The 17,160-nt window shown below is 67.5% G+C and carries 18 protein-coding genes; 10 read left to right on the top strand and 8 right to left on the bottom strand.

Annotated elements, in window-relative coordinates:
• Nucleotides 1–47: 47 nt before the first annotated feature.
• Nucleotides 48–1,937: a methyl-accepting chemotaxis protein gene (locus AC1DEZ_RS20230; RefSeq protein ID WP_441510884.1), complete on the bottom strand. Its 1,890-nt coding sequence runs from the start codon at nucleotides 1,935–1,937 to the stop codon at nucleotides 48–50.
• Nucleotides 1,938–2,096: 159 nt separating this feature from the next.
• Nucleotides 2,097–2,456, bottom strand: coding sequence for a DUF1127 domain-containing protein (locus AC1DEZ_RS20225; RefSeq protein WP_441510883.1), 360 nt, complete (start codon nucleotides 2,454–2,456; stop codon nucleotides 2,097–2,099).
• 183 nt (nucleotides 2,457–2,639) lie between these two features.
• On the opposite strand from AC1DEZ_RS20225, the gene AC1DEZ_RS20220 reads away from it, so the two are divergent.
• Nucleotides 2,640–3,521 carry a LysR substrate-binding domain-containing protein gene (locus AC1DEZ_RS20220; protein WP_149130562.1) on the top strand — a complete coding sequence of 294 codons (882 nt, stop codon included), beginning with the start codon at nucleotides 2,640–2,642 and terminating at the stop codon, nucleotides 3,519–3,521.
• 23 nt (nucleotides 3,522–3,544) lie between these two features.
• Here the strand turns inward: AC1DEZ_RS20220 and AC1DEZ_RS20215 are convergent, their stop codons facing one another.
• The 3 genes from AC1DEZ_RS20215 to AC1DEZ_RS20205 form a co-directional block, all read right to left on the bottom strand.
• Entirely contained in the window at nucleotides 3,545–3,721 is a 177-nt protein-coding gene (locus AC1DEZ_RS20215; protein WP_441510882.1) for a Flp family type IVb pilin, read from the bottom strand.
• Nucleotides 3,722–3,816: 95 nt separating this feature from the next.
• A complete protein-coding gene (locus tag AC1DEZ_RS20210) occupies nucleotides 3,817–5,196 on the bottom strand; it encodes a glutamate--cysteine ligase (RefSeq protein WP_441510881.1) in 1,380 nt (459 codons plus the stop codon).
• Between the two features lie 203 nt (nucleotides 5,197–5,399).
• The gene (locus AC1DEZ_RS20205; protein WP_441510880.1) at nucleotides 5,400–6,146 is read right to left on the bottom strand and encodes a 16S rRNA (uracil(1498)-N(3))-methyltransferase; all 747 of its coding nucleotides are present in this window, start codon (nucleotides 6,144–6,146) and stop codon (nucleotides 5,400–5,402) included.
• Between the two features lie 189 nt (nucleotides 6,147–6,335).
• On the opposite strand from AC1DEZ_RS20205, the gene AC1DEZ_RS20200 reads away from it, so the two are divergent.
• Nucleotides 6,336–6,818 carry a hypothetical protein gene (locus tag AC1DEZ_RS20200; RefSeq protein WP_441510879.1) on the top strand — a complete coding sequence of 161 codons (483 nt, stop codon included), beginning with the start codon at nucleotides 6,336–6,338 and terminating at the stop codon, nucleotides 6,816–6,818.
• Between the two features lie 16 nt (nucleotides 6,819–6,834).
• The gene (gene ubiA / locus AC1DEZ_RS20195) at nucleotides 6,835–7,806 is read left to right on the top strand and encodes a 4-hydroxybenzoate octaprenyltransferase (protein ID WP_441510878.1); all 972 of its coding nucleotides are present in this window, start codon (nucleotides 6,835–6,837) and stop codon (nucleotides 7,804–7,806) included.
• On the opposite strand, the gene AC1DEZ_RS20190 is transcribed toward ubiA, so the two are convergent.
• Nucleotides 7,803–8,324: a DUF6101 family protein gene (locus AC1DEZ_RS20190; RefSeq protein ID WP_441510877.1), complete on the bottom strand. Its 522-nt coding sequence runs from the start codon at nucleotides 8,322–8,324 to the stop codon at nucleotides 7,803–7,805. The two genes, ubiA and AC1DEZ_RS20190, sit on opposite strands and share 4 nt — an antisense overlap.
• A 249-nt stretch (nucleotides 8,325–8,573) precedes the next feature.
• On the opposite strand from AC1DEZ_RS20190, the gene AC1DEZ_RS20185 reads away from it, so the two are divergent.
• The 5 genes from AC1DEZ_RS20185 (at nucleotide 8,574) to lpxK (ending at nucleotide 12,843) form a co-directional block, all read left to right on the top strand.
• Complete coding sequence (locus AC1DEZ_RS20185) at nucleotides 8,574–9,401, top strand: 3'(2'),5'-bisphosphate nucleotidase CysQ (protein WP_441510876.1); 828 nt, start codon at nucleotides 8,574–8,576, stop codon at nucleotides 9,399–9,401.
• 89 nt (nucleotides 9,402–9,490) lie between these two features.
• Nucleotides 9,491–9,733: a DUF4170 domain-containing protein gene (locus AC1DEZ_RS20180; protein WP_441510875.1), complete on the top strand. Its 243-nt coding sequence runs from the start codon at nucleotides 9,491–9,493 to the stop codon at nucleotides 9,731–9,733.
• A gap of 28 nt (nucleotides 9,734–9,761) precedes the next feature.
• Nucleotides 9,762–10,502: a lysophospholipid acyltransferase family protein gene (locus AC1DEZ_RS20175; RefSeq protein ID WP_441510874.1), complete on the top strand. Its 741-nt coding sequence runs from the start codon at nucleotides 9,762–9,764 to the stop codon at nucleotides 10,500–10,502.
• Nucleotides 10,499–11,803, top strand: coding sequence for a 3-deoxy-D-manno-octulosonic acid transferase (locus AC1DEZ_RS20170; RefSeq protein WP_441510873.1), 1,305 nt, complete (start codon nucleotides 10,499–10,501; stop codon nucleotides 11,801–11,803). The genes AC1DEZ_RS20175 and AC1DEZ_RS20170 overlap by 4 nt, the downstream gene beginning before the upstream one ends.
• Nucleotides 11,803–12,843 (top strand): tetraacyldisaccharide 4'-kinase, encoded by a 1,041-nt coding sequence (gene lpxK / locus AC1DEZ_RS20165; RefSeq protein ID WP_441510872.1) that lies wholly within the window; start codon nucleotides 11,803–11,805, stop codon nucleotides 12,841–12,843. The genes AC1DEZ_RS20170 and lpxK overlap by 1 nt, the downstream gene beginning before the upstream one ends.
• 48 nt (nucleotides 12,844–12,891) lie before the next feature.
• On the opposite strand, the gene AC1DEZ_RS20160 is transcribed toward lpxK, so the two are convergent.
• The gene (locus tag AC1DEZ_RS20160) at nucleotides 12,892–13,113 is read right to left on the bottom strand and encodes a DUF2093 domain-containing protein (RefSeq protein WP_441510871.1); all 222 of its coding nucleotides are present in this window, start codon (nucleotides 13,111–13,113) and stop codon (nucleotides 12,892–12,894) included.
• Nucleotides 13,114–13,223: 110 nt separating this feature from the next.
• Here AC1DEZ_RS20160 and AC1DEZ_RS20155 point away from each other — a divergent pair, with 110 nt between their 5' ends.
• Nucleotides 13,224–14,036 (top strand): dienelactone hydrolase family protein, encoded by an 813-nt coding sequence (locus AC1DEZ_RS20155; RefSeq protein WP_441510870.1) that lies wholly within the window; start codon nucleotides 13,224–13,226, stop codon nucleotides 14,034–14,036.
• A 3-nt stretch (nucleotides 14,037–14,039) separates the two neighbouring features.
• Here the strand turns inward: AC1DEZ_RS20155 and xseA are convergent, their stop codons facing one another.
• The gene (gene xseA / locus AC1DEZ_RS20150) at nucleotides 14,040–15,635 is read right to left on the bottom strand and encodes an exodeoxyribonuclease VII large subunit (RefSeq protein ID WP_441510869.1); all 1,596 of its coding nucleotides are present in this window, start codon (nucleotides 15,633–15,635) and stop codon (nucleotides 14,040–14,042) included.
• A 224-nt stretch (nucleotides 15,636–15,859) separates the two neighbouring features.
• Here xseA and purD point away from each other — a divergent pair, with 224 nt between their 5' ends.
• The gene (gene purD / locus AC1DEZ_RS20145; RefSeq protein ID WP_441510868.1) at nucleotides 15,860–17,137 is read left to right on the top strand and encodes a phosphoribosylamine--glycine ligase; all 1,278 of its coding nucleotides are present in this window, start codon (nucleotides 15,860–15,862) and stop codon (nucleotides 17,135–17,137) included.
• The last annotated feature ends 23 nt before the right edge of the window (nucleotides 17,138–17,160 follow it).

Here is a 17,160-nt window from a genome sequence, read left to right as displayed (position 1 = left end):
AAAGCCGGAAAGCGCCGGCCAATCCCGACCGGCTGATCAGGCAGGCGTCAGGCGCGCAGCCGTCCTTCGCCGACCTGTGCCGCCATGGCCGCGGCCATGCTGCGCAGTTCGGCAACGCCATCATGCGTGCGGAAACTGGCGACGAGATCGTTGAGGCGCTGGATCTGACTGGCGAGGGCCGTGGCGGAAGCCGCGCTCTCCTCGGCAAGAGCCGCGTTCTGCTGCGTCATCTCGTCCATGTGAGCCACGGCCTGGCTCATCTCGTCGATGCCGTGCGCCTGCTCGGTCGCGGCAGCGGAAATCTCCGAGACCGTGGCAGACACCTTGCCCGAGGCCTCGACGATGCGCTCGAGCGCGGCACCCGCCGAGCGAACCAGACCGACGCCCTGTGCCACCTCCGCGCCCGACTCGGTGATCAGCGCCGTGATGTCCTTGGCAGCCGCGCTCGAGCGCTGGGCGAGCGTGCGAACCTCGGAGGCTACGACCGCAAAGCCCTTGCCGGCATCGCCGGCGCGCGCCGCCTCGACTGCCGCATTGAGCGCCAGAAGATTGGTCTGGAAGGCGATCTCGTCGATCACGCTGGTGATGTCCGAGATCTTGCGCGATGCCGTCTCGATGCGGGCCATGGCATCGACCGCGTCCTGGACGATGGCACCGCCCTTGCGCGCGACATCCATCGCCTCGTCCGCCAGCGCGACCGCCTGTTGCGAGGAATGCGCGGAAGCCTTGACCGAGGCCGCGAGCTCCTCGGTCGTCGCCGCGGTTTCCTCGAGCGAGGAAGCCTGCTCCTCGGTGCGCTTCGAGAGATCGTCGGCGCCGGTGTTGATCTCCAGAGCCGCATTGCCGACGTCGCCGGAGGTCGCCTGGATCGTCCGGATCGTCTCTGCGAGATGGCCGACAGCCAGGTTGAAATCGTCGCGCAGCTTCTCGTATTCCGCGGCAAGTTCTGCATCGATCCGGCAGGTCAGGTCGCCACGCGAGAGCCGATCCAACCCTTCGGCGAGCGCGTCCATCACCTGGCTCTGCTCGGCGGCCAGGCGCACCTGCTCCTGCGAATGGGCGGCGCGCTCTTGCTCGACGAAGCGGCGCTGCGCCTCCGAGGCCTCGCGGCTCTCCGCCGTTTCCGCCTCGAGCCGCTGCACCGCGAGACCATTCTCCTTGAAGACCTGGACGGTCCGCGCCATGGCCCCTAACTCGTCGCGCCGGGCCTGCCCTTCGATCTCGACCGCGTAGTCGCCCGCCGCGAGATCGGCCATCCGTTCCTTGAGCTGATCGAGCGGACTGGTGATCGACAGGCGGGCGAGCATCATCGCGCCGGCAAGCCCGATCAGCGTGCCGACGATGGTCAAAACCAGCATCAGCCAGTCGAGCTGCTTGGCCTGGGTGTCGAGCACCTGAGCCGTCGTCTGCGTATCGCTCTTGATCTCACCGTTGAGCTTCACCGCGTCGGCGATGATCCCCCCGAAAGCCCGGTCGAGCTCGGACATTACCGAGAGCGCCGGCAAATCCTCGTCGCGCGCCGCCTGCTTGGTGACGTCGTCGATCTTGGCCTTGAGCTCGGTGATCCGCCGCGCCAGCACATCGAACTCTGCATGTTTATCGGGGAAGCTGATCTTGGCATTGACCAGCTGCTGCAGCGCGAGATCATAGCCTTTGCGAACATCCTCGATCGCGGTGGCGTTCTGCTTCATGTATTCGGGATAGGCGATCGCCTTGTAGAGATCGCGCAGGATGTAGCTCGTCGCCAGCGTCGACTGCGCCGAATCGAGGATCGCCGTGGCGCGCTGGTCGATCAGATCCGAATACGTTTTCTGGATGCGGGCATATTCCTGGCCGGCATAGATCGCCGTGCCCAATCCGATCATTCCCATGACAATGAGCGGGATCGCGATCTTCGTGCGAATCCGCAGATCCTTGAGGCGCAAAGACAGTTTCATGCCGACAGCCCAGATCCGATGCCGCCGCTATCCGAGCGGCGCGACAGATTTCCGTCGAAATGATGAAGTTTGCGTTATAGCAGCTAAAAGCCGCTCAAATCGCATAAAAAGGGGCGGAAGCACGAAGCTTCCGCCCGCAGGGGCGCTGCTGCCAAGGGGTCAGGCGCAGCGTACAACCGCTAGATCTGCATTGGCGGCCAGCTTCGGCCGTGCCGGAGCATGGAGCTGGGCGTGCTCGCGCCGCGCCGCGGCGGCACCCGCCTGCGCCTCCGAGCGATCCTGAAGCACGGCCGACGGATCCTTGTACCAGGACGTCGCCAGCGCACCGGCAATATCGGAACGCACGAGGCCGATGTCCTTGAGGCCGCGTTCGTCGAGCTCGGTCAGACGCATCACCTCGCGGCGGTGAATGAGGGCACGCACGAGTTGAGCAATCCCGCCGAGACCGGAAATGGCAACGCGCGTGACGCCCGACGAGATGGTCGAGAGCGGCTTCGCGACAAAGGTCATGATCAGCATGACAGCCTCCTGGATCGGAACGGAAGGGAAAGTTGGCTCGGCATCTCCGTCCAGCCCGGACGCGCCATTGACTGGAAAGCTCAGAGAGTGAGCAGACAATAGCGAGGCACTGGTCATCAGCCAAACGAATGGTTATGATGTCTCGCAACACTGATATTGATGAGCAGTGGATGGGGATCGCCAATGGCGCATGTGCTCGATGCCGATCAGCTCAAGACCTTCGTCGCCATCGCCGATACCGGCTCCTTCACCCGCGCCGCCGAGATCGTCTTCAAGACGCAGTCGGCCGTTTCCATGCAGATGAAGCGCCTGGAGGAGCGCGTCGGCCGCCCCCTCTTCGGGCGCGACGGCCGCCATGCCAAGCTGACCGAGGATGGCGAGCGTTTGCTCGACTATGCGCGCCGCATCGTCCGGTTGAATCTCGAATGCGTGGCTTCCTTCGCCGATGCGGATCTGAAAGGCCGCATCCGCCTCGGCGTGCCCGACGACTATGCCGACCGCTATCTCCCGGAGATTCTCGCGCGCTTCGCCCATTCGAATCCACGCGCCGAGGTCACCGTCGTGTGCGAGCCGACGCCGATGCTGGCCGAACGCATCGCGACCGGCGACATCGACCTTGCCATCATCACCCATGTCGAAAGCCGCGGACAGGGCGAGATCATCCGGATCGAGCCGCTACTATGGGTTACCTCGGCGCGCCACGGCGTGCATGAGGAAGACCCGCTGCCCCTGGCGCTCGGCCGGCCGACCTGCAACTGGCGCCAGGCGGCAGTGGACGCGCTGGAGTCGAAGGGTCGCCGCTTCCGCGTCCTCTATGCGAGCTGGAACTCGACGGCTGTCGGGGCGGCCGTCCTGGCGGGCCTTGCGGTTTCGGTGCTGCCGGAAAGCGCGGTGCGGCCGGGCATGCGCATCCTCGGCCCGTCCGAAGGATACGCCACCCTACCCTCGTGCAAGATCGGGCTGCTGCGCACGCGCTTCGACCCTTCGGTGCTGTCGAACGCGCTGGCCGAGCACATCATCCAGAGCCTGGATAATCTGGCGAGCTTCAAGGTGGCGGCAGAGTAGGCCGAGAGCTGCCCGGTCGCAGGCTATCTGGTCAGGCCCGGAATGATCGCCTCGAACAGCACACTGAGGCGTGTGCCGATCAGCGTGGCAGCACCGACGATGCCAATCGAAACCAGGCTGGCGATGAAGGCGTATTCGATCGCGGTGGCGCCACGCTCGTCGCGAAGAAGTCCGGCAAAGCTGGCGGCGATCTGCTTCATACCCTTAGGTTATGCATGAAGTTTCCGCCAACTGGTTAATTTCCACAACAAAATGCGCCGGAAATTGCGATTTCCGGCGTCAGTCCGGCGAGAGGCTACACCGCCAGCTCCGTCATGACGGGCTCGACCCTGCCGTTCCAGGCCGAGCGGAAGCGCTCTTCCAGGAGCTGGGCAAAACTCCGGCGATGCGCCACGATCTCTTGGAGAGGCGCGAGGAAAACGCTCTCGTCCTGGCCCGATGCGTTCTGCCTTGCCCGTCGTGCAAGACCCGCGCGTGAGAGTTCCAGAACCTCGGCGGCGATGTCGTTCAACTTGCGCCCGGCAACCGTCGCTGCAAGCCCCTGCTTCGGAACAGCGTCGCGCAGGGCCTGGCGTTCCTGCGCGCTCCAGCCCTTGACGAGGTCCCAGGCGGCATCGAGAGCCGATTGATCATAGAGCAAACCGACCCAGAAGGCCGGCAGGGCCGCCAGCATTTCGGGCGGGCCGGCATCGGCGCCGCGCATCTCGAGGAAGCGCTTCAGCCGGACTTCCGGGAACAGCGTCGAGAGATGGTTCGCCCAATCCGACATTGTGGCGCGTTCGCCCGGCAGCTGCGGCAGCCGGCCGGCAAGCAGATCGCGGAAGGAAGCACCAGCGACGTCGTGATAGATGTCGTCACGCTTGACGAAATACATGGGTACGTCGAGCGCCCAGTCGACATAGCCCTCATAGGACATGCCCTCGTCGAAAGCGAAGGCGAGCATGCCGGAGCGGGCATTGTCGGTGTCGCGCCAGATCTCGGAGCGCATGGATTGGAAGCCGTTGAGCTTGTGCTCCAGGAAGGGCGAGGAGGCAAAGAGCGCCGTCGCCAGCGGCTGCAGGGCGAGCGAGACCCGGAGCTTGCGCACCATGTCAGCCTCGGTGGAGAAGTCGAGATTGACCTGCACCGTGCAGGTCCGGAACATCATGTCGAGGCCCATCGTGCCGACCTTCGGCATGTAGTTCGCCATGATCTTGTAGCGGCCCTTGGGCATCGCCGGCGTCTCGGCACGGGTCCAGAGCGGCGAGGCGCCGAGTGCGACGAAGCCGATGCCGTGCGGCTCGGCGACCGTCTTTACATCGGCGAGATGGGCGGCGAGCTCGGCCTGCGTCTGATGGATGTCCTCCAGCGGCGCGCCGGACAATTCGAACTGGCCACCCGGCTCCAGGGAGATCGCGCCGCCACCCTCGGGGCCGGCGAGGCCAATGATGTTGCCGGCATCGACGATCGGCTCCCAGCCGAGACGCTGCTGCATTCCTTCGAGCAAGGCGCGGATGCCGCCCGCACCGGCGCGGCCCTCATAGGGAACCGGCGCGAGGTCGCTGCGGTAGAACGGGAATTTCTCGTGTTCGGTGCCGATCCGGAAAGCCGATTCCGGTTTTTCGCCGGCGGCGATCCAGGAGATCAGTTCATCCTTCGAACCGATCGGGGTCGAATCGGACACGTCGCGAGCCATGGGCGCTCCGGCATAACAGGCATTGGCAACCTGCTGGTCCCCGGCGAAAGCCGGCAAGCCGCAGGTTCGGGACGACAGACATAGGCGAGCGCCGCACGCTCGACAACGACCCGGCTCTTGCATTCGCGAAAGGCCGCCCGGCGCCTGCAGCAGATCTCGCTGGGCGTTGAGCCGGCTTTCAGCCGGCCGAGGCGGGGCTTCGCTCAGCGCCGTGGCCAATCCCCGAGCGTGGCCTGGACCAGGGCGAGTGCCGCAACCGCCGCGGTGTCGGCGCGCAGGACCCGGGGACCGAGCGAGATCGGCAAGGTATTGGCGCGCGCCCGGATCAGCCGCCGTTCGGACTCGTCGAAGCCGCCTTCCGGCCCGATCAGCACGGCGAGCGGCGACGGCTGCAGCGCCGCCAGCGCCGCGATCGGGCTCGCCTCCTGCGCTCCCTCGTCGCAAAAGATCAGGAGCCGCTCCGGCGCAAGACCCGCCAGAGCCGCTTCGAGGGACTTTTCCGCCGCGACCGCAGGCAGGCTCAGGATGCCGCATTGCTCCGCAGCCTCGACGACGTTGGCGCGCATGCGGTCGAGATTGAGCCGCGACACCTGCGTGCGCCGTGTGATGACGGGCTGGAGGAACCCGACACCCATCTCGACGGCCTTCTGCGCCATGTAGTCGAGGCGGGCGTGCTTCAGCGGTGCGAAGAGATAATGGAGATCGCTCTCCGGCGGCTGCGGTTTGACCTGCCGGACGAGGGCGAGCGTCGCCTGCTTGCGCCCTTCGGGCACCAGGCGCGCCAGCCATTCGCCGTCGCGCCCATTGAAAATGAGGACGGTGTCGTCGGCTTTGAAGCGCAGGACGTTGAGCAGGTAATTCGCCTGTTCCCGCTCCAGCGGAAGCGCCGTCCCCGACGCGAAGGAGCGGTCGATGAACAGCCGATGGCGGGCGAAATCGGGAACGGACATGTGGGCAGGCGCCTCCGCGACTGATCTTGTCTGTGGAAAGTGGCATGAAAAACGCCACAATCCTGAACTAGCAGCGAGCAGCTCCCGACACAGGAAGAGTAGACTCGCAAGGGTCGTCGCGTTAACAGCGCGAGCTGTTAAGGACATATTTAAGAACCGGCCGGATCGGCCGGCAAGCTGGAGAGGGATATGATGCGGCGCGGATTGGCATGTGGCGTGGTCGCGACGATCGGCCTTGCCGTAGCTTCTGTCATGTCTGCCGCACCGGCCAAAGCCCAGATCTCCGGCTGTGAACAGATCCAGAAGCTGCTCGCCGAGCGTCAGTCGATCGTCGCCAGGCTTCAGGCCACACAGAAGGCCAAGAAGAAGATGACGCCGCAGGATGCCTGCAGCACCTTCGGCCGTCTGGTCAACAATGGCGAGGCCGCGATCAAGTTCGCGACCGCCAACCAGGACTGGTGCCAGATCCCGCCTACCTTCATCGACGGCATGAAGACCGACAACGAGAAGGTCGTGACGTTCCGCACGCAAGCCTGCAACGCAGTGAAGCAGCAGGCCGCGATGCAGCGCAAGGCTCAGCAGCAGGCGCAGGGCGCCAATCCCTTCGGCGGCGCCGATTCGATCACCGGCGGCGCCGGCGGCGGCATGCGCGTCCCGCAAGGCGCGCTCTGACAGGCGAGGGCCGGCCATGCCGGAGCCGACACCACTCCATGCCGGCGCCGGGGCTGACACCGCCCTTCCCGATGCGCTCAAGGGACATTGGGTCGACACACGTGCGCCGCGCGCGACCCGCCCATACCTGAAGCTCGCCCGCATGGAGCGGCCGATCGGCTGGTGGCTCCTGCTCCTGCCCTGCTGGTGGGCGGCCGGGCTCGCCGCGATCGCCGCCGGCCGGCCCTATCCCGACCCCTGGCATTGCCTGCTCTTCCTGATCGGCGCGATCCTGATGCGCGGCGCCGGCTGCACCTTCAACGACATCGTCGACCGGAAGCTCGATGCGGAAGTGGCGCGCACGCGCGGCCGGCCGCTGCCTTCCGGCCAGGTGACGGCCAAGGCGGCGGCGGCGTTCATGGTCGTGCAGTCGCTCGGCGGCTTCGCGGTGCTCTTGCAGTTCAACCACTTCACGATCCTGCTCGGCATCGCCTCGCTCGCGATCGTGGCGATCTATCCCTTCATGAAGCGGATCACGAACATGCCCCAGTTCGTGCTCGGGCTCGCCTTTTCCTGGGGCGGCCTCATGGGTTGGAGCGCTGTGTTCGGGCGGCTCGATCCGCCCGCCTACCTGATCTATGCGGCAGCCATCGCCTGGACCGTCGGCTACGACACGATCTACGCGATGCAGGACATCGAGGACGATGTCATCGCCGGCATCAAGTCGAGCGCACGCTATTTCGGCGACCACACGCGCGAAGCCGTGGCGCTCTGCTTCGGCCTGGCGGTGTCCCTGACGGGCGTCGCGATCTGGCTCGTCGGAGGCGGCCTCTTCGCCTGGCTGGGACTTGCCGCCTTCGCCGGCCATCTCGGCCGCCAGGTCGCGCGCATCGCCGGCGCGAGCGCGCCGGAAGCCCTCATGCTGTTCCGCTCGAACCGCGATGCCGGGCTGCTGCTGGCCGCCGGACTGGCGCTCGACACGATCGGCAGCGCGGCACTGGCCGGCTAGTCGGTCAGCCTGTCGCCTGAAACGATGTTCGGAAGCTCCGTCAATCGGCCGGTCTTGCGGCGCGTCAGGAAACGGGGACGGCGTCCGTTGAGCAGGCCGTGACGACGCCGGATCCGCACGGGTCCAAGCGCAACACGGCCGATCTGCGGGAACGGCTCGCTCACCGCACCATCGGCGGTCTCGAGCAGCAGCGGCAGGCCGCTCGCCCGGCCGAAATCGCGCCAGAGCGCGACGGCATCGGTCTCATCGGCGCAGGCCACCACAATGGAGCGGCCATCGCCAGCCGTCAGAGCCAGCTCGAAGAGCTCGTCGTCTCCCGCCGGGTTTGCCAGACGCAAGGCAACCCCGCGCCAATTGCCCGAGCCGCGCAGAATACGCACGGAGCCCAGGCGTTCGATCGCCGGCGCCACCGGGCGAGCCGGCATCGGGTTGTGCGAAACGATCGCTGTGGTTGTCGATCCGCCGGGAAGACGCGGCGCAAAGCCACCCTCCCCGGCGGCCGGCGTGACGCTGGCCATCGGTTATAACGCCTCTCTCAATCCCTGCTGCAGCGGAGCCCTCTGTCGATGCCGGGGCTCTCGTGCTTGCCATGCGAGATTGGGCGGCAGCCGTGTCCGAGCGCTTAAGGGGTTGGGTTAAAGGATGGTGTTTTCGCCGCTTCGGCGCCCTGACGGGCCGGTTTCCCGTCGGATGCTTGACGGAATCTTTCGCAGCGTGACCGCATTTTCGGCTTGAAACAGCGACTTTTGCGGCCGATACGGAGGGGCATGAGTGCAATGACGCTACCGATCGCGGCCGAGCTGATGAAGGCGGCCTGCGAAAGCTGCCTGGAAGCCGGCACCCTCGCACTCGATCTCTTCCGGCCCGGCGCACAGACGGCGGCACGTACCTGGGCCAAGAGCGGCGGCTCACCGGTGACCGAGGCCGATATCGGCGTCGACACCTTCCTGCGCATCCGTCTCTCTACGCTGCTGCCGGAAGCCGCCTGGCTTTCCGAGGAGACCGTCGACGACGCTCAGCGCCTGACACACCGCTTCGTCTGGGTCGTCGATCCGATCGACGGCACCCGCGCCTATATGAGCGGCTCACCGGACTGGGCGGTCTGCGTCGCGCTGCTCGATGCGGGCACGCCGGTGCTCGGCATCGTTCACGCCCCCGCCTGCGATGCGACCTACACCGCCGTGCGCGGGGCCGGCTCCCGGCGCAGTGGCGAAGCCATCCGCACCTCGCCGGCAACCCGTCTCGCCGGTTCGAAGATAGCCGGGCCCAAGCCCATGCTCGACGCGCTGGCTCAATCCGAGGATTTCGAGCCTGCCGGCAAAATTCCCTCGCTTGCGCTGCGGCTGACGCGGATCGCGGACGGCACGATCGATGCCGGGCTGATCTCGCCGGATGCGCGCGACTGGGATCTGGCGGCCGCGGATCTGGTCCTGAGCGAAGCCGGCGGACTGTTGAGCGATGCGGCGGGGCAATCCGTCGCCTATAACCGACCCAACCCCGTTCACGGGATGCTGATCGCCAGCAACAATGCGCTCGCAAATCCGTTGCGGCATGCTGTCGAGCGGTTGCGCGACGGACGGCCGCAGCCCGTCTGACGTTTTTTTGGAAGCTTGGCGCACGGCCGGCTCGCATGCGCGGCCGGGATGGCTTATTGGGGCGGCGCAAGCCCCCGCAGGAGATATCGATGAGCGTGGAACCGGATCAGAAGCAGCTTCTCCATCTCGTCTTCGGAGGCGAACTGGACTCGCTCGACGGCATCACCTTCAAGGATCTGGCGAAGCTCGACATCGTCGGGATCTTCCCGAACTACGCCAGCGCGCATATGGCCTGGAAGGCCAAGGCCCAGCAGACGGTCGATCAGGCGCAGACGCGCTACTTCATCGTCCACCTCCACCGACTTCTCGACCCGGAAGCGGCCAGGGGCTGAGCCAGCGCAGAATTTCGGCATCAGGCAGATGGGTTTTTCCATCCTCAAGACGCGAATGGCGCAGGAAACGCTCGGCCGATTGCTGGCCGGCTATCTGCGCCTCGTGCAACGTACCAACAAGATCGTCTTCGAACCTGCGGACGCATACGATCACGTTCGGCCGGAGCTGCCGCTCATCTTCGCGATGTGGCATGGCCAGCACATCATGATCCCCTTCGCGCGGCCGGAGTGGATGCCGGCCTGCTCGCTGGTCTCTCGCCATGGTGATGGCGGCTTCAACGCGGTGGCGCTGCGCGAGCTCGGAATCGGCGCAATCCGGGGCTCCGGCGCACGGCCGGGGCACAAGGTCCGCGAGAAGGGCGGGGCCCCGGCCTTCCTCGCCATGCTGCGCCGGCTCGCCGCCGGAGAGACGATGGTGCTGACCGCCGACATACCCAAGCGCGCCCGCGTCGTCGGCCCGGGCATCATTACCCTGGCACGCGCCTCCGGCCGGCCGATCCGCGCGGTCGCCGTCGTCACCAGCCGCCGGATCGACTTCAACAGCTGGGACCGTGCGTCGCTCGGCCTGCCCTTCGGGCGCTGCGCCATCGTCGTCGGCGAGCCGATCCTGGTCGCGCGCGACGCCGACGAGGCCGCGCTGGAAGAAGCGCGCCTCGCGTTGCAGGCGAGCCTCGACGACGTCCACGCCCGTGGCTACGCGCTCGTCGGCAGCCGCGACCCCGGCGCCGGCCTGCGCGAGCAACAGCAAACCGCCGGAGCGCCGGCATGAGCCGCAAGGGCGCGATCTTCAGGGCCTATCGCTACGCGACCGCGCTGCTCGAGCCGGCTGCAGCGGGGCTGCTGCTGATGCGCAAGCGCCGCGGCAAGGAAGACCCGGAGCGGATTTCGGAGCGGCGCGGCTATCCCGGCGTGAAGCGGCCGAACAAGCCGCTGGTCTGGCTGCATGGCGCCAGCGTCGGCGAGACGGTGACGCTGCTGCCGCTGATCGCAAAGCTGCAGAAGCGCGGCCTCGCCGTGCTCGTCACCTCCGGCACGGTGACCTCCGCCAAGCTTCTGGCGGCGCGGCTGCCGGCCGGCGTCATCCATCAATACCTGCCGCTCGACGTCCCCCGCTACATGCGCCGCTTCATGGAGCATTGGCGGCCCGAGCTCTGCCTGATCTGCGAGTCCGAAATCTGGCCGAACCTGTTGATCGAGGCGCATCGCCGCTCGATCCCGGTGGTCATGGTCAACGGGCGGATGTCCGAGCGCTCCTTCGCGCGCTGGTACAAGATGCCGAGGACCTCGCGCTTCCTGCTCTCGTGCTTCGAGGCCTGCCTTGCCCAGTCGCAAGCCGATGCGGAGCGGCTCGCACAGCTCGGAGCGCCGCGCGTCAGCGTCGCCGGCAATCTCAAATTCGACGTACCGGCCCCGCCCGCCGAACCCAACATGCTGGCCATCCTCGACGGCATGACAACCGGCCGGCCGGTCTGGATCGCCGCAAGCACGCATCCGGGCGAGGACGAGCTGGTGCTCGCCGCCCATCTCGCGATCAAGCCCTATTTGCCGAAGCTCCTCACCATCATCGCGCCGCGCCATCCCCAGCGCGGCCCTGACATCGAGGCGCTGGCACAGGCCAATGACGTCGCCGTGTCGCGCCGGGCCGCCGGCGAGAATCCGGAGCGCGACATCGATCTCTATGTCGCCGACACGGTCAACGAGCTCGGGCTGTTCTACCGGCTCTCGCAAGTGGCCTTCCTTGGTGGCTCGCTCGTCGAAGGCATTGGCGGGCACAACCCGATCGAACCCGCCAAGCTCGGCTGCGCGCTGCTGCACGGCCCCTATGTCCACAACAATGCCGAGATCTTTGCGGCCTTCGACGCGGATGGCGGCTCGCGCTCCGTCCCCGACGCGCAGACGCTGGCCGGCGCAGTGCATCGCTGGCTGAGCGACCCGGCAAGCGCCCGCCAGGCAGCCCGGGCCGCGGCGCAGACCGCGAGCCAGCTCGGCGGCGCCCTCAACCGCACGCTCCATGCCATCGAGCCCCTGCTGATGCGCGCCGCGCTCGAACAGCGTGAGCCCACGGCCTGATGCCGAGCGCGCCGCGCTTCTGGTGGCAGACGCGCCCGACGCTTGCGGCCACACTGCTGCGGCCGCTCGGCTGGCTCTACGGCTGGATCACGCTGCGGCGCATGCGCCAACCCGGCGCCGAATTGCCCGTCCCCGTCATCTGCATCGGGAACTTCGTCGCTGGCGGTGCCGGCAAAACGCCGACCGCGATCGCCGTCGCGGACATGCTGGCGCGGCGCGGCGAGACGCCCTTCGTCCTGATGCGTGGCTATGGCGGCCGGCTCGCCGGCCCCGTCGAGGTGGATCCCACCGGGCATGCCGCAGCTGATGTCGGCGACGAGCCGATGCTGATGGCGCGCCATGTCCGCACCGTCATCGCCCGCGACCGGCTCGCGGGCGCGCGGCTGGCCCACGGGCTCGGCGCCAGCGTCATCGTCATGGATGACGGGCTACAGAATCCCGCCCTCGCGAAGCGGTTGAGGCTGGCCGTGGTCGACGGAGCAAGCGGCGTGGGCAATGCGCTCTGCCTGCCTGCCGGCCCGTTGCGGGCGCCGCTGGTCGACCAGATCGGCGAGATCGACGCCGCAATCGTCATCGGTGAAGGCGAAGCAGGCCAGCGCGTGGCGGCTGCCGTGCGTGCACAGGGGCACCCTGTCATCAGCGCGCGACTGGAGCCGCTTGCCAGCGCGGCGCAGCAGCTAAGCGAGCGGCAGGTCCTGGCGCTTTCGGGGATCGGCAGGCCCGAGAAATTCGCAGCGACGTTGCGCGAGGCGGGTGCCACGATCGTGGCCGAGCGCGCCTTCGGCGATCACCACCCCTATACGGATGGCGATGTTGCCGAAGCCATCTCTGAAGCCAAGACGCGCGGCGCGCTGATCGCCACGACCGAGAAGGACTGGACCAAGCTTGCCGCCCTCTGGCCCAATGCAGAGGCCGATCGGCTCGTCGTGCTGCCCGTCAGGCTGGTCTTCGCCGAACAAGCGGCGATCGAAAACCTGCTCGCAGACGCGTCAACAGCGGCGGACCGAAAAGTGGAAACCACTCGGAATCCGATGCGATAACAAATGCATAGATCAACATTCACCGCGCCCGACAGGACGCGCGGCGATCTAGGCGCGCCCGGCCCGGCGCAGCCTGAGCATCACGGCTTCCGGTGAAGCATAGGCCTCCTGCCACTCGATCGACCAATAGCGCAGATCCTCCAGCCGGATCGGCGCCGAGGTCACTGCGCAGCGCACGAAGGCGCCGGGCTTCACGACGCGGAACTCGCCGGGGCCGTAATCGATGACCGCCTCGGGGCCGCTCGGAGGGAGACGCTCGCTGATGTTCATCAAATTCGCATCAAATCATTGATCGGGAAACGGAAAGCCGGGATACTCCGCCGCTTGTGATAACCCTCTGGTCGACGATGTCCAGTCTGCAGCGCCTCGCGGCGTGTCTGATGAGCCTTGCACTCCTTGCAGCCCCGGCCGCCATGGCCGCAGGCTACGAGCGCGTGTCGATTCCGATGGACGGAGGCCATCTCGACGGCGTTTTCTATCGCCCGGCAGGCCCTGGCCCGTTCCCGGCCGTCGTCGCCCTGCATGGTTGCGGCGGCCTGTGGCGCGAGCAAGGCAGATTGTCGGTTCGCCATACGGATTGGGGCGAGAGGCTCTCCGCCGCCGGCTTTGCGGTGCTCATGCCTGACAGCTACGGCTCACGCGGGCTCGGTTCGCAATGCGGCGTCAAGGATCTGACGGTGCGGGCCGGGCGCGAGCGCGTGGCCGATGCCACCGCGACGCGGGCCTGGCTGCAGCAGCGCAGCGACATCAAGCCGGGCATGATCTCGCTCCTCGGCTGGTCGGGCGGTGGCTCGACCGTGCTGGCTGCGATCCGCATGGAACGTGCCCCCGCTGACGGCAAGCCCGATTTCAAGCGCGCCGTCGCCTTCTACCCGGCCTGCCGGCTGCAATCGGAATCCCCGTCCTTCTCCGCCCGTCTCCCCCTGCTGATCCTGATGGGGGATGCCGACGACTGGACCCCGGCTGCGCCCTGCGGCTACCTCGCCAAAGCTGCGCAGGCGCGCGGCGAGCACGTCGGCATCGTGCTCTATCCCGGCGTGCTGCATGATTTTGATCATCCGCGTCTCGAGGTCAGGGAGCGCGAGAACATCGCCTATTCCGCGAGCGGCACCGGCAAGGTCACCGTCGGCACCAACATGGCCGCGCGGGAAGATGCGCTGAAGCGCGTCAGCACCTTCCTCAATATGCCCTGATCGTCAGAACAGATCGCCCTGAGTGCCGGTGGCTGGTCCCTTACGCACGGGACGCGAGGCTGAGGGCTTCGCGCCGCCGGGCTCGGTCCCGGAGACTGTGACGCCGAAGCTGCCATCTGCGAGCTGGACCGAGAGAGCCTGCCCTGGCTGGGCCGCTCCGACACTGCGCACCAGTGCGCCCGCCTCGTCGCGGATCAGGGCGTAGCCACGCGACAGCACAGCCTCCGGGCCGAGCGAGCGGATCAGCGCCCAGAGCGAGGCGAGCCGGTCGGCGCGCCGATGCAGCGCCTGGCCGAAGGCGCGCTCGGCCCGTTCCGCCAGCACAATGCCGCGTTCTCGGCGCTGGACCAGGCTCTGGCCGAAGGCATTGCACGCCCGCGCTTCCAGCGTCGCCAGCCGGTCGCGGACATGGGCGATACGTGTGCGTTCGCCGGCGATGGCATTGCCCCTGGCCGCGGCAAGGACGCGACCGAAACCGGCGAGCTCCGCCCGCAGCCGGGCGAGCGCGACGCGGGGCGAACGCGCCTCCAGCCGGCGCGACAGGGCCTGCAGCACCTGTTCATGAGCCCGGGCGTTGCGGGCGAGCGCAGGCGCCAGTCGCGTCGCGGCGAGATCGAGCCGCTGGCGCGGGCCGGAGAGCACCGCTTCGGGGCCCGGAAGCGCGCGGGCGAGCGCTCGCAAATCGCTGCGGCGGCGATCCGACAGGCGGCGCATCGCGCCGGCATGGCGGCGCGACAGATCGGCGACGAAGCTCATCAGTTCGGCCCGCACGGGCACGACCTTCTCGGCCGCGCCGGTGGGCGTCGGCGCGCGCAGGTCGGCCGCGAAATCGATCAGCGTCGTGTCGGTCTCGTGGCCGACCGCCGAGACGAGCGGGATCTCAGAGGCCGCCGCCGCGCGGACCACGATCTCCTCATTGAAGCTCATCAGGTCTTCGAGCGAGCCGCCGCCGCGCGCGACGATGATGATGTCCGGCCGCGGGATGCGCCCGCCTTCCGGCAGCGCGTTGAAACCGGCGATGGCGTTGGCGACCTCGGCGGCGCTGGTCTCGCCCTGCACCCTGACCGGCCAAACCAGGACCTGGCGGGGGAAGCGATCCTCCAGCCTGTGCAGGATATCGCGGATGACAGCCCCTGTCGGCGAGGTCACGACGCCGATGACGGAGGGCAGATAGGGGATGAGCTGCTTGCGCTCCTCGGCGAAGAGCCCCTCCGCCGCAAGCCGCTTGCGACGCTCATCGAGCAGCGCCATCAGCGCGCCGATGCCGGCCGGCTCCAGCGAATCGATGACGATCTGATAGCTCGACTTGCCGGCGAAGGTGGTGATCTTGCCGGTGGCGATGACTTCAAGGCCTTCCTGCGGCCGCGTCTTCAGCCGGCCGAACACGCCCTTCCAGATCACTGCGTCGATCTTGGCGTTGGTGTCCTTGAGCGAGAAATAGACATGGCCGGAGGCGACGGGGCCGCGATAGCCGGAAATCTCACCGCGCACGCGCACGAAGCCGAAGGCGTCCTCGATGGTGCGCTTCAGCGCGCCGGAGAGGTCCGAGACAGACCATTCGGGAGCATTGCCGGTCGGCAGGGGCGATTCGGTGTTCATGACCGGACCATAACGGCCCGGCCCGCACAGCAGAAGCGTTGCCCGCACGGCGCCGGGCGGCTATGCCCAGCCGAGCCCTCATCCTGAGGAGCCGCGGAACGCGGCGTCTCGAAGAATGCTTCAGCGCGCGCTGGAACATCCTTCGAGACGCGCTCCGGCCGAGCGCTCCTCAGGATGAGGGCTGAGCTTCCTGCAATAGAAACCCGGTCAGCGGAGATGGCGCCATGAAGATTCTTCTGATCGGTTCGGGCGGACGCGAGCATGCGCTCGCCTGGGCGATTTCGGCCTCGCCGCTCTGCGACACGCTCTTCATCGCGCCGGGCAACCCCGGCACGGCGCAATGCGGAGAGAATGTCGCGGTCGACGTCGCCGACCACGCCGCCGTCGTCGCCTTCTGCCGATTGCAGGGGATCGACCTCGTCGTGGTCGGCCCGGAAGGTCCGCTGGTCGCCGGCATCGCCGACGATCTCCGCCAGGCCGGCATCAAGGTCTTCGGTCCGTCGAAGGCCGCCGCGCAGCTCGAAGGCTCGAAGGGCTTCACCAAGGAGCTCTGCGCCGAATTCGACATCCCGACCGCCGGCTTCGGCCGCTTCAGCGATGCCGCCTCCGCCAAGGCCTATGTCGCGGACAAGGGCGCGCCGATCGTGATCAAGGCCGACGGGCTTGCCGCCGGCAAGGGCGTGATCATGGCCGAGACGCTGGATGAGGCGAACGAAGCCATCGACATGATGTTCGCAGGCGGGCTCGGGAGCGCCGGGGCCGAGGTCGTGATCGAGGAATGGATGATCGGCGAGGAAGCGAGCTTCTTCGCGCTCTGCGACGGCAGCCATGCGCTGGCGCTTGCCTCGGCGCAGGACCACAAGCGCGTCGGCGATGGCGACACCGGCCCCAATACCGGCGGCATGGGCGCCTATTCGCCCGCGCCCGTGATGACGCCCGCGCTGGAAGAGCGCGTCATGGCCGAGATCATCCGGCCGACGCTCGCCGGCATGGCCAAGCGCGGCACTCCCTTCCAGGGCGTGCTCTACGCCGGGTTGATGCTCACGGCGCAGGGACCGAAGCTGATCGAGTACAATACCCGCTTCGGCGATCCCGAATGCGAGGTGCTGATGCCGCGCCTGAAGAGCGACATCGTGCCGGCGCTGCTCGCTTGCTGCGACGGCGTGCTCGACAATGTCGACCTGCGCTGGCGGGACGAAGTGGCGCTCACCGTCGTGCTCGCGGCCAGGGGCTATCCGGCAAAGCCCGAGACCGGCAGCGTCATCCGCAAGGTCGAAGAAGCCGAGGCGCTGGACGAAGTGCTCGTCTTCCATGCCGGCACCAAGCTGGCGAATGGCGATCTCGTCGCCAATGGCGGGCGCGTGCTCAATGTCGTCGGGCTCGGCAAGAGCGTGCGTGAAGCGCAGGCGCGCGCCTATGAGGCGGTCGACAGGATCGACTGGCCGGAAGGCTTCTGCCGCCGCGACATCGGCTGGCAGGCGGTGAAGCGCGAGCAAGGCTGACAGGACGCCTCGGCCGGAGCTAT

Source organism: Allobosea sp. 10L422 (assembly GCF_056395345.1).
This window is presented reverse-complemented; position numbering and strand designations above follow the sequence as displayed.

Bases quoted from the DNA above. Each gene is read 5' to 3' on its own strand.
- AC1DEZ_RS20230 (WP_441510884.1), bottom strand. From the start codon at position 1,937: ATGAAACTGTCTTTGCGCCTCAAGGATCTGCGGATTCGCACGAAGATC.
- AC1DEZ_RS20225 (WP_441510883.1), bottom strand. From the start codon at position 2,456: ATGCTGATCATGACCTTTGTCGCGAAGCCGCTCTCGACCATCTCGTCG.
- AC1DEZ_RS20220 (WP_149130562.1), top strand. From the start codon at position 2,640: ATGGCGCATGTGCTCGATGCCGATCAGCTCAAGACCTTCGTCGCCATC.
- AC1DEZ_RS20215 (WP_441510882.1), bottom strand. From the start codon at position 3,721: ATGAAGCAGATCGCCGCCAGCTTTGCCGGACTTCTTCGCGACGAGCGT.
- AC1DEZ_RS20210 (WP_441510881.1), bottom strand. From the start codon at position 5,196: ATGGCTCGCGACGTGTCCGATTCGACCCCGATCGGTTCGAAGGATGAA.
- AC1DEZ_RS20205 (WP_441510880.1), bottom strand. From the start codon at position 6,146: ATGTCCGTTCCCGATTTCGCCCGCCATCGGCTGTTCATCGACCGCTCC.
- AC1DEZ_RS20200 (WP_441510879.1), top strand. From the start codon at position 6,336: ATGATGCGGCGCGGATTGGCATGTGGCGTGGTCGCGACGATCGGCCTT.
- ubiA (WP_441510878.1), top strand. From the start codon at position 6,835: ATGCCGGAGCCGACACCACTCCATGCCGGCGCCGGGGCTGACACCGCC.
- AC1DEZ_RS20190 (WP_441510877.1), bottom strand. From the start codon at position 8,324: ATGGCCAGCGTCACGCCGGCCGCCGGGGAGGGTGGCTTTGCGCCGCGT.
- AC1DEZ_RS20185 (WP_441510876.1), top strand. From the start codon at position 8,574: ATGAGTGCAATGACGCTACCGATCGCGGCCGAGCTGATGAAGGCGGCC.
- AC1DEZ_RS20180 (WP_441510875.1), top strand. From the start codon at position 9,491: ATGAGCGTGGAACCGGATCAGAAGCAGCTTCTCCATCTCGTCTTCGGA.
- AC1DEZ_RS20175 (WP_441510874.1), top strand. From the start codon at position 9,762: ATGGGTTTTTCCATCCTCAAGACGCGAATGGCGCAGGAAACGCTCGGC.
- AC1DEZ_RS20170 (WP_441510873.1), top strand. From the start codon at position 10,499: ATGAGCCGCAAGGGCGCGATCTTCAGGGCCTATCGCTACGCGACCGCG.
- lpxK (WP_441510872.1), top strand. From the start codon at position 11,803: ATGCCGAGCGCGCCGCGCTTCTGGTGGCAGACGCGCCCGACGCTTGCG.
- AC1DEZ_RS20160 (WP_441510871.1), bottom strand. From the start codon at position 13,113: ATGAACATCAGCGAGCGTCTCCCTCCGAGCGGCCCCGAGGCGGTCATC.
- AC1DEZ_RS20155 (WP_441510870.1), top strand. From the start codon at position 13,224: ATGAGCCTTGCACTCCTTGCAGCCCCGGCCGCCATGGCCGCAGGCTAC.
- xseA (WP_441510869.1), bottom strand. From the start codon at position 15,635: ATGAACACCGAATCGCCCCTGCCGACCGGCAATGCTCCCGAATGGTCT.
- purD (WP_441510868.1), top strand. From the start codon at position 15,860: ATGAAGATTCTTCTGATCGGTTCGGGCGGACGCGAGCATGCGCTCGCC.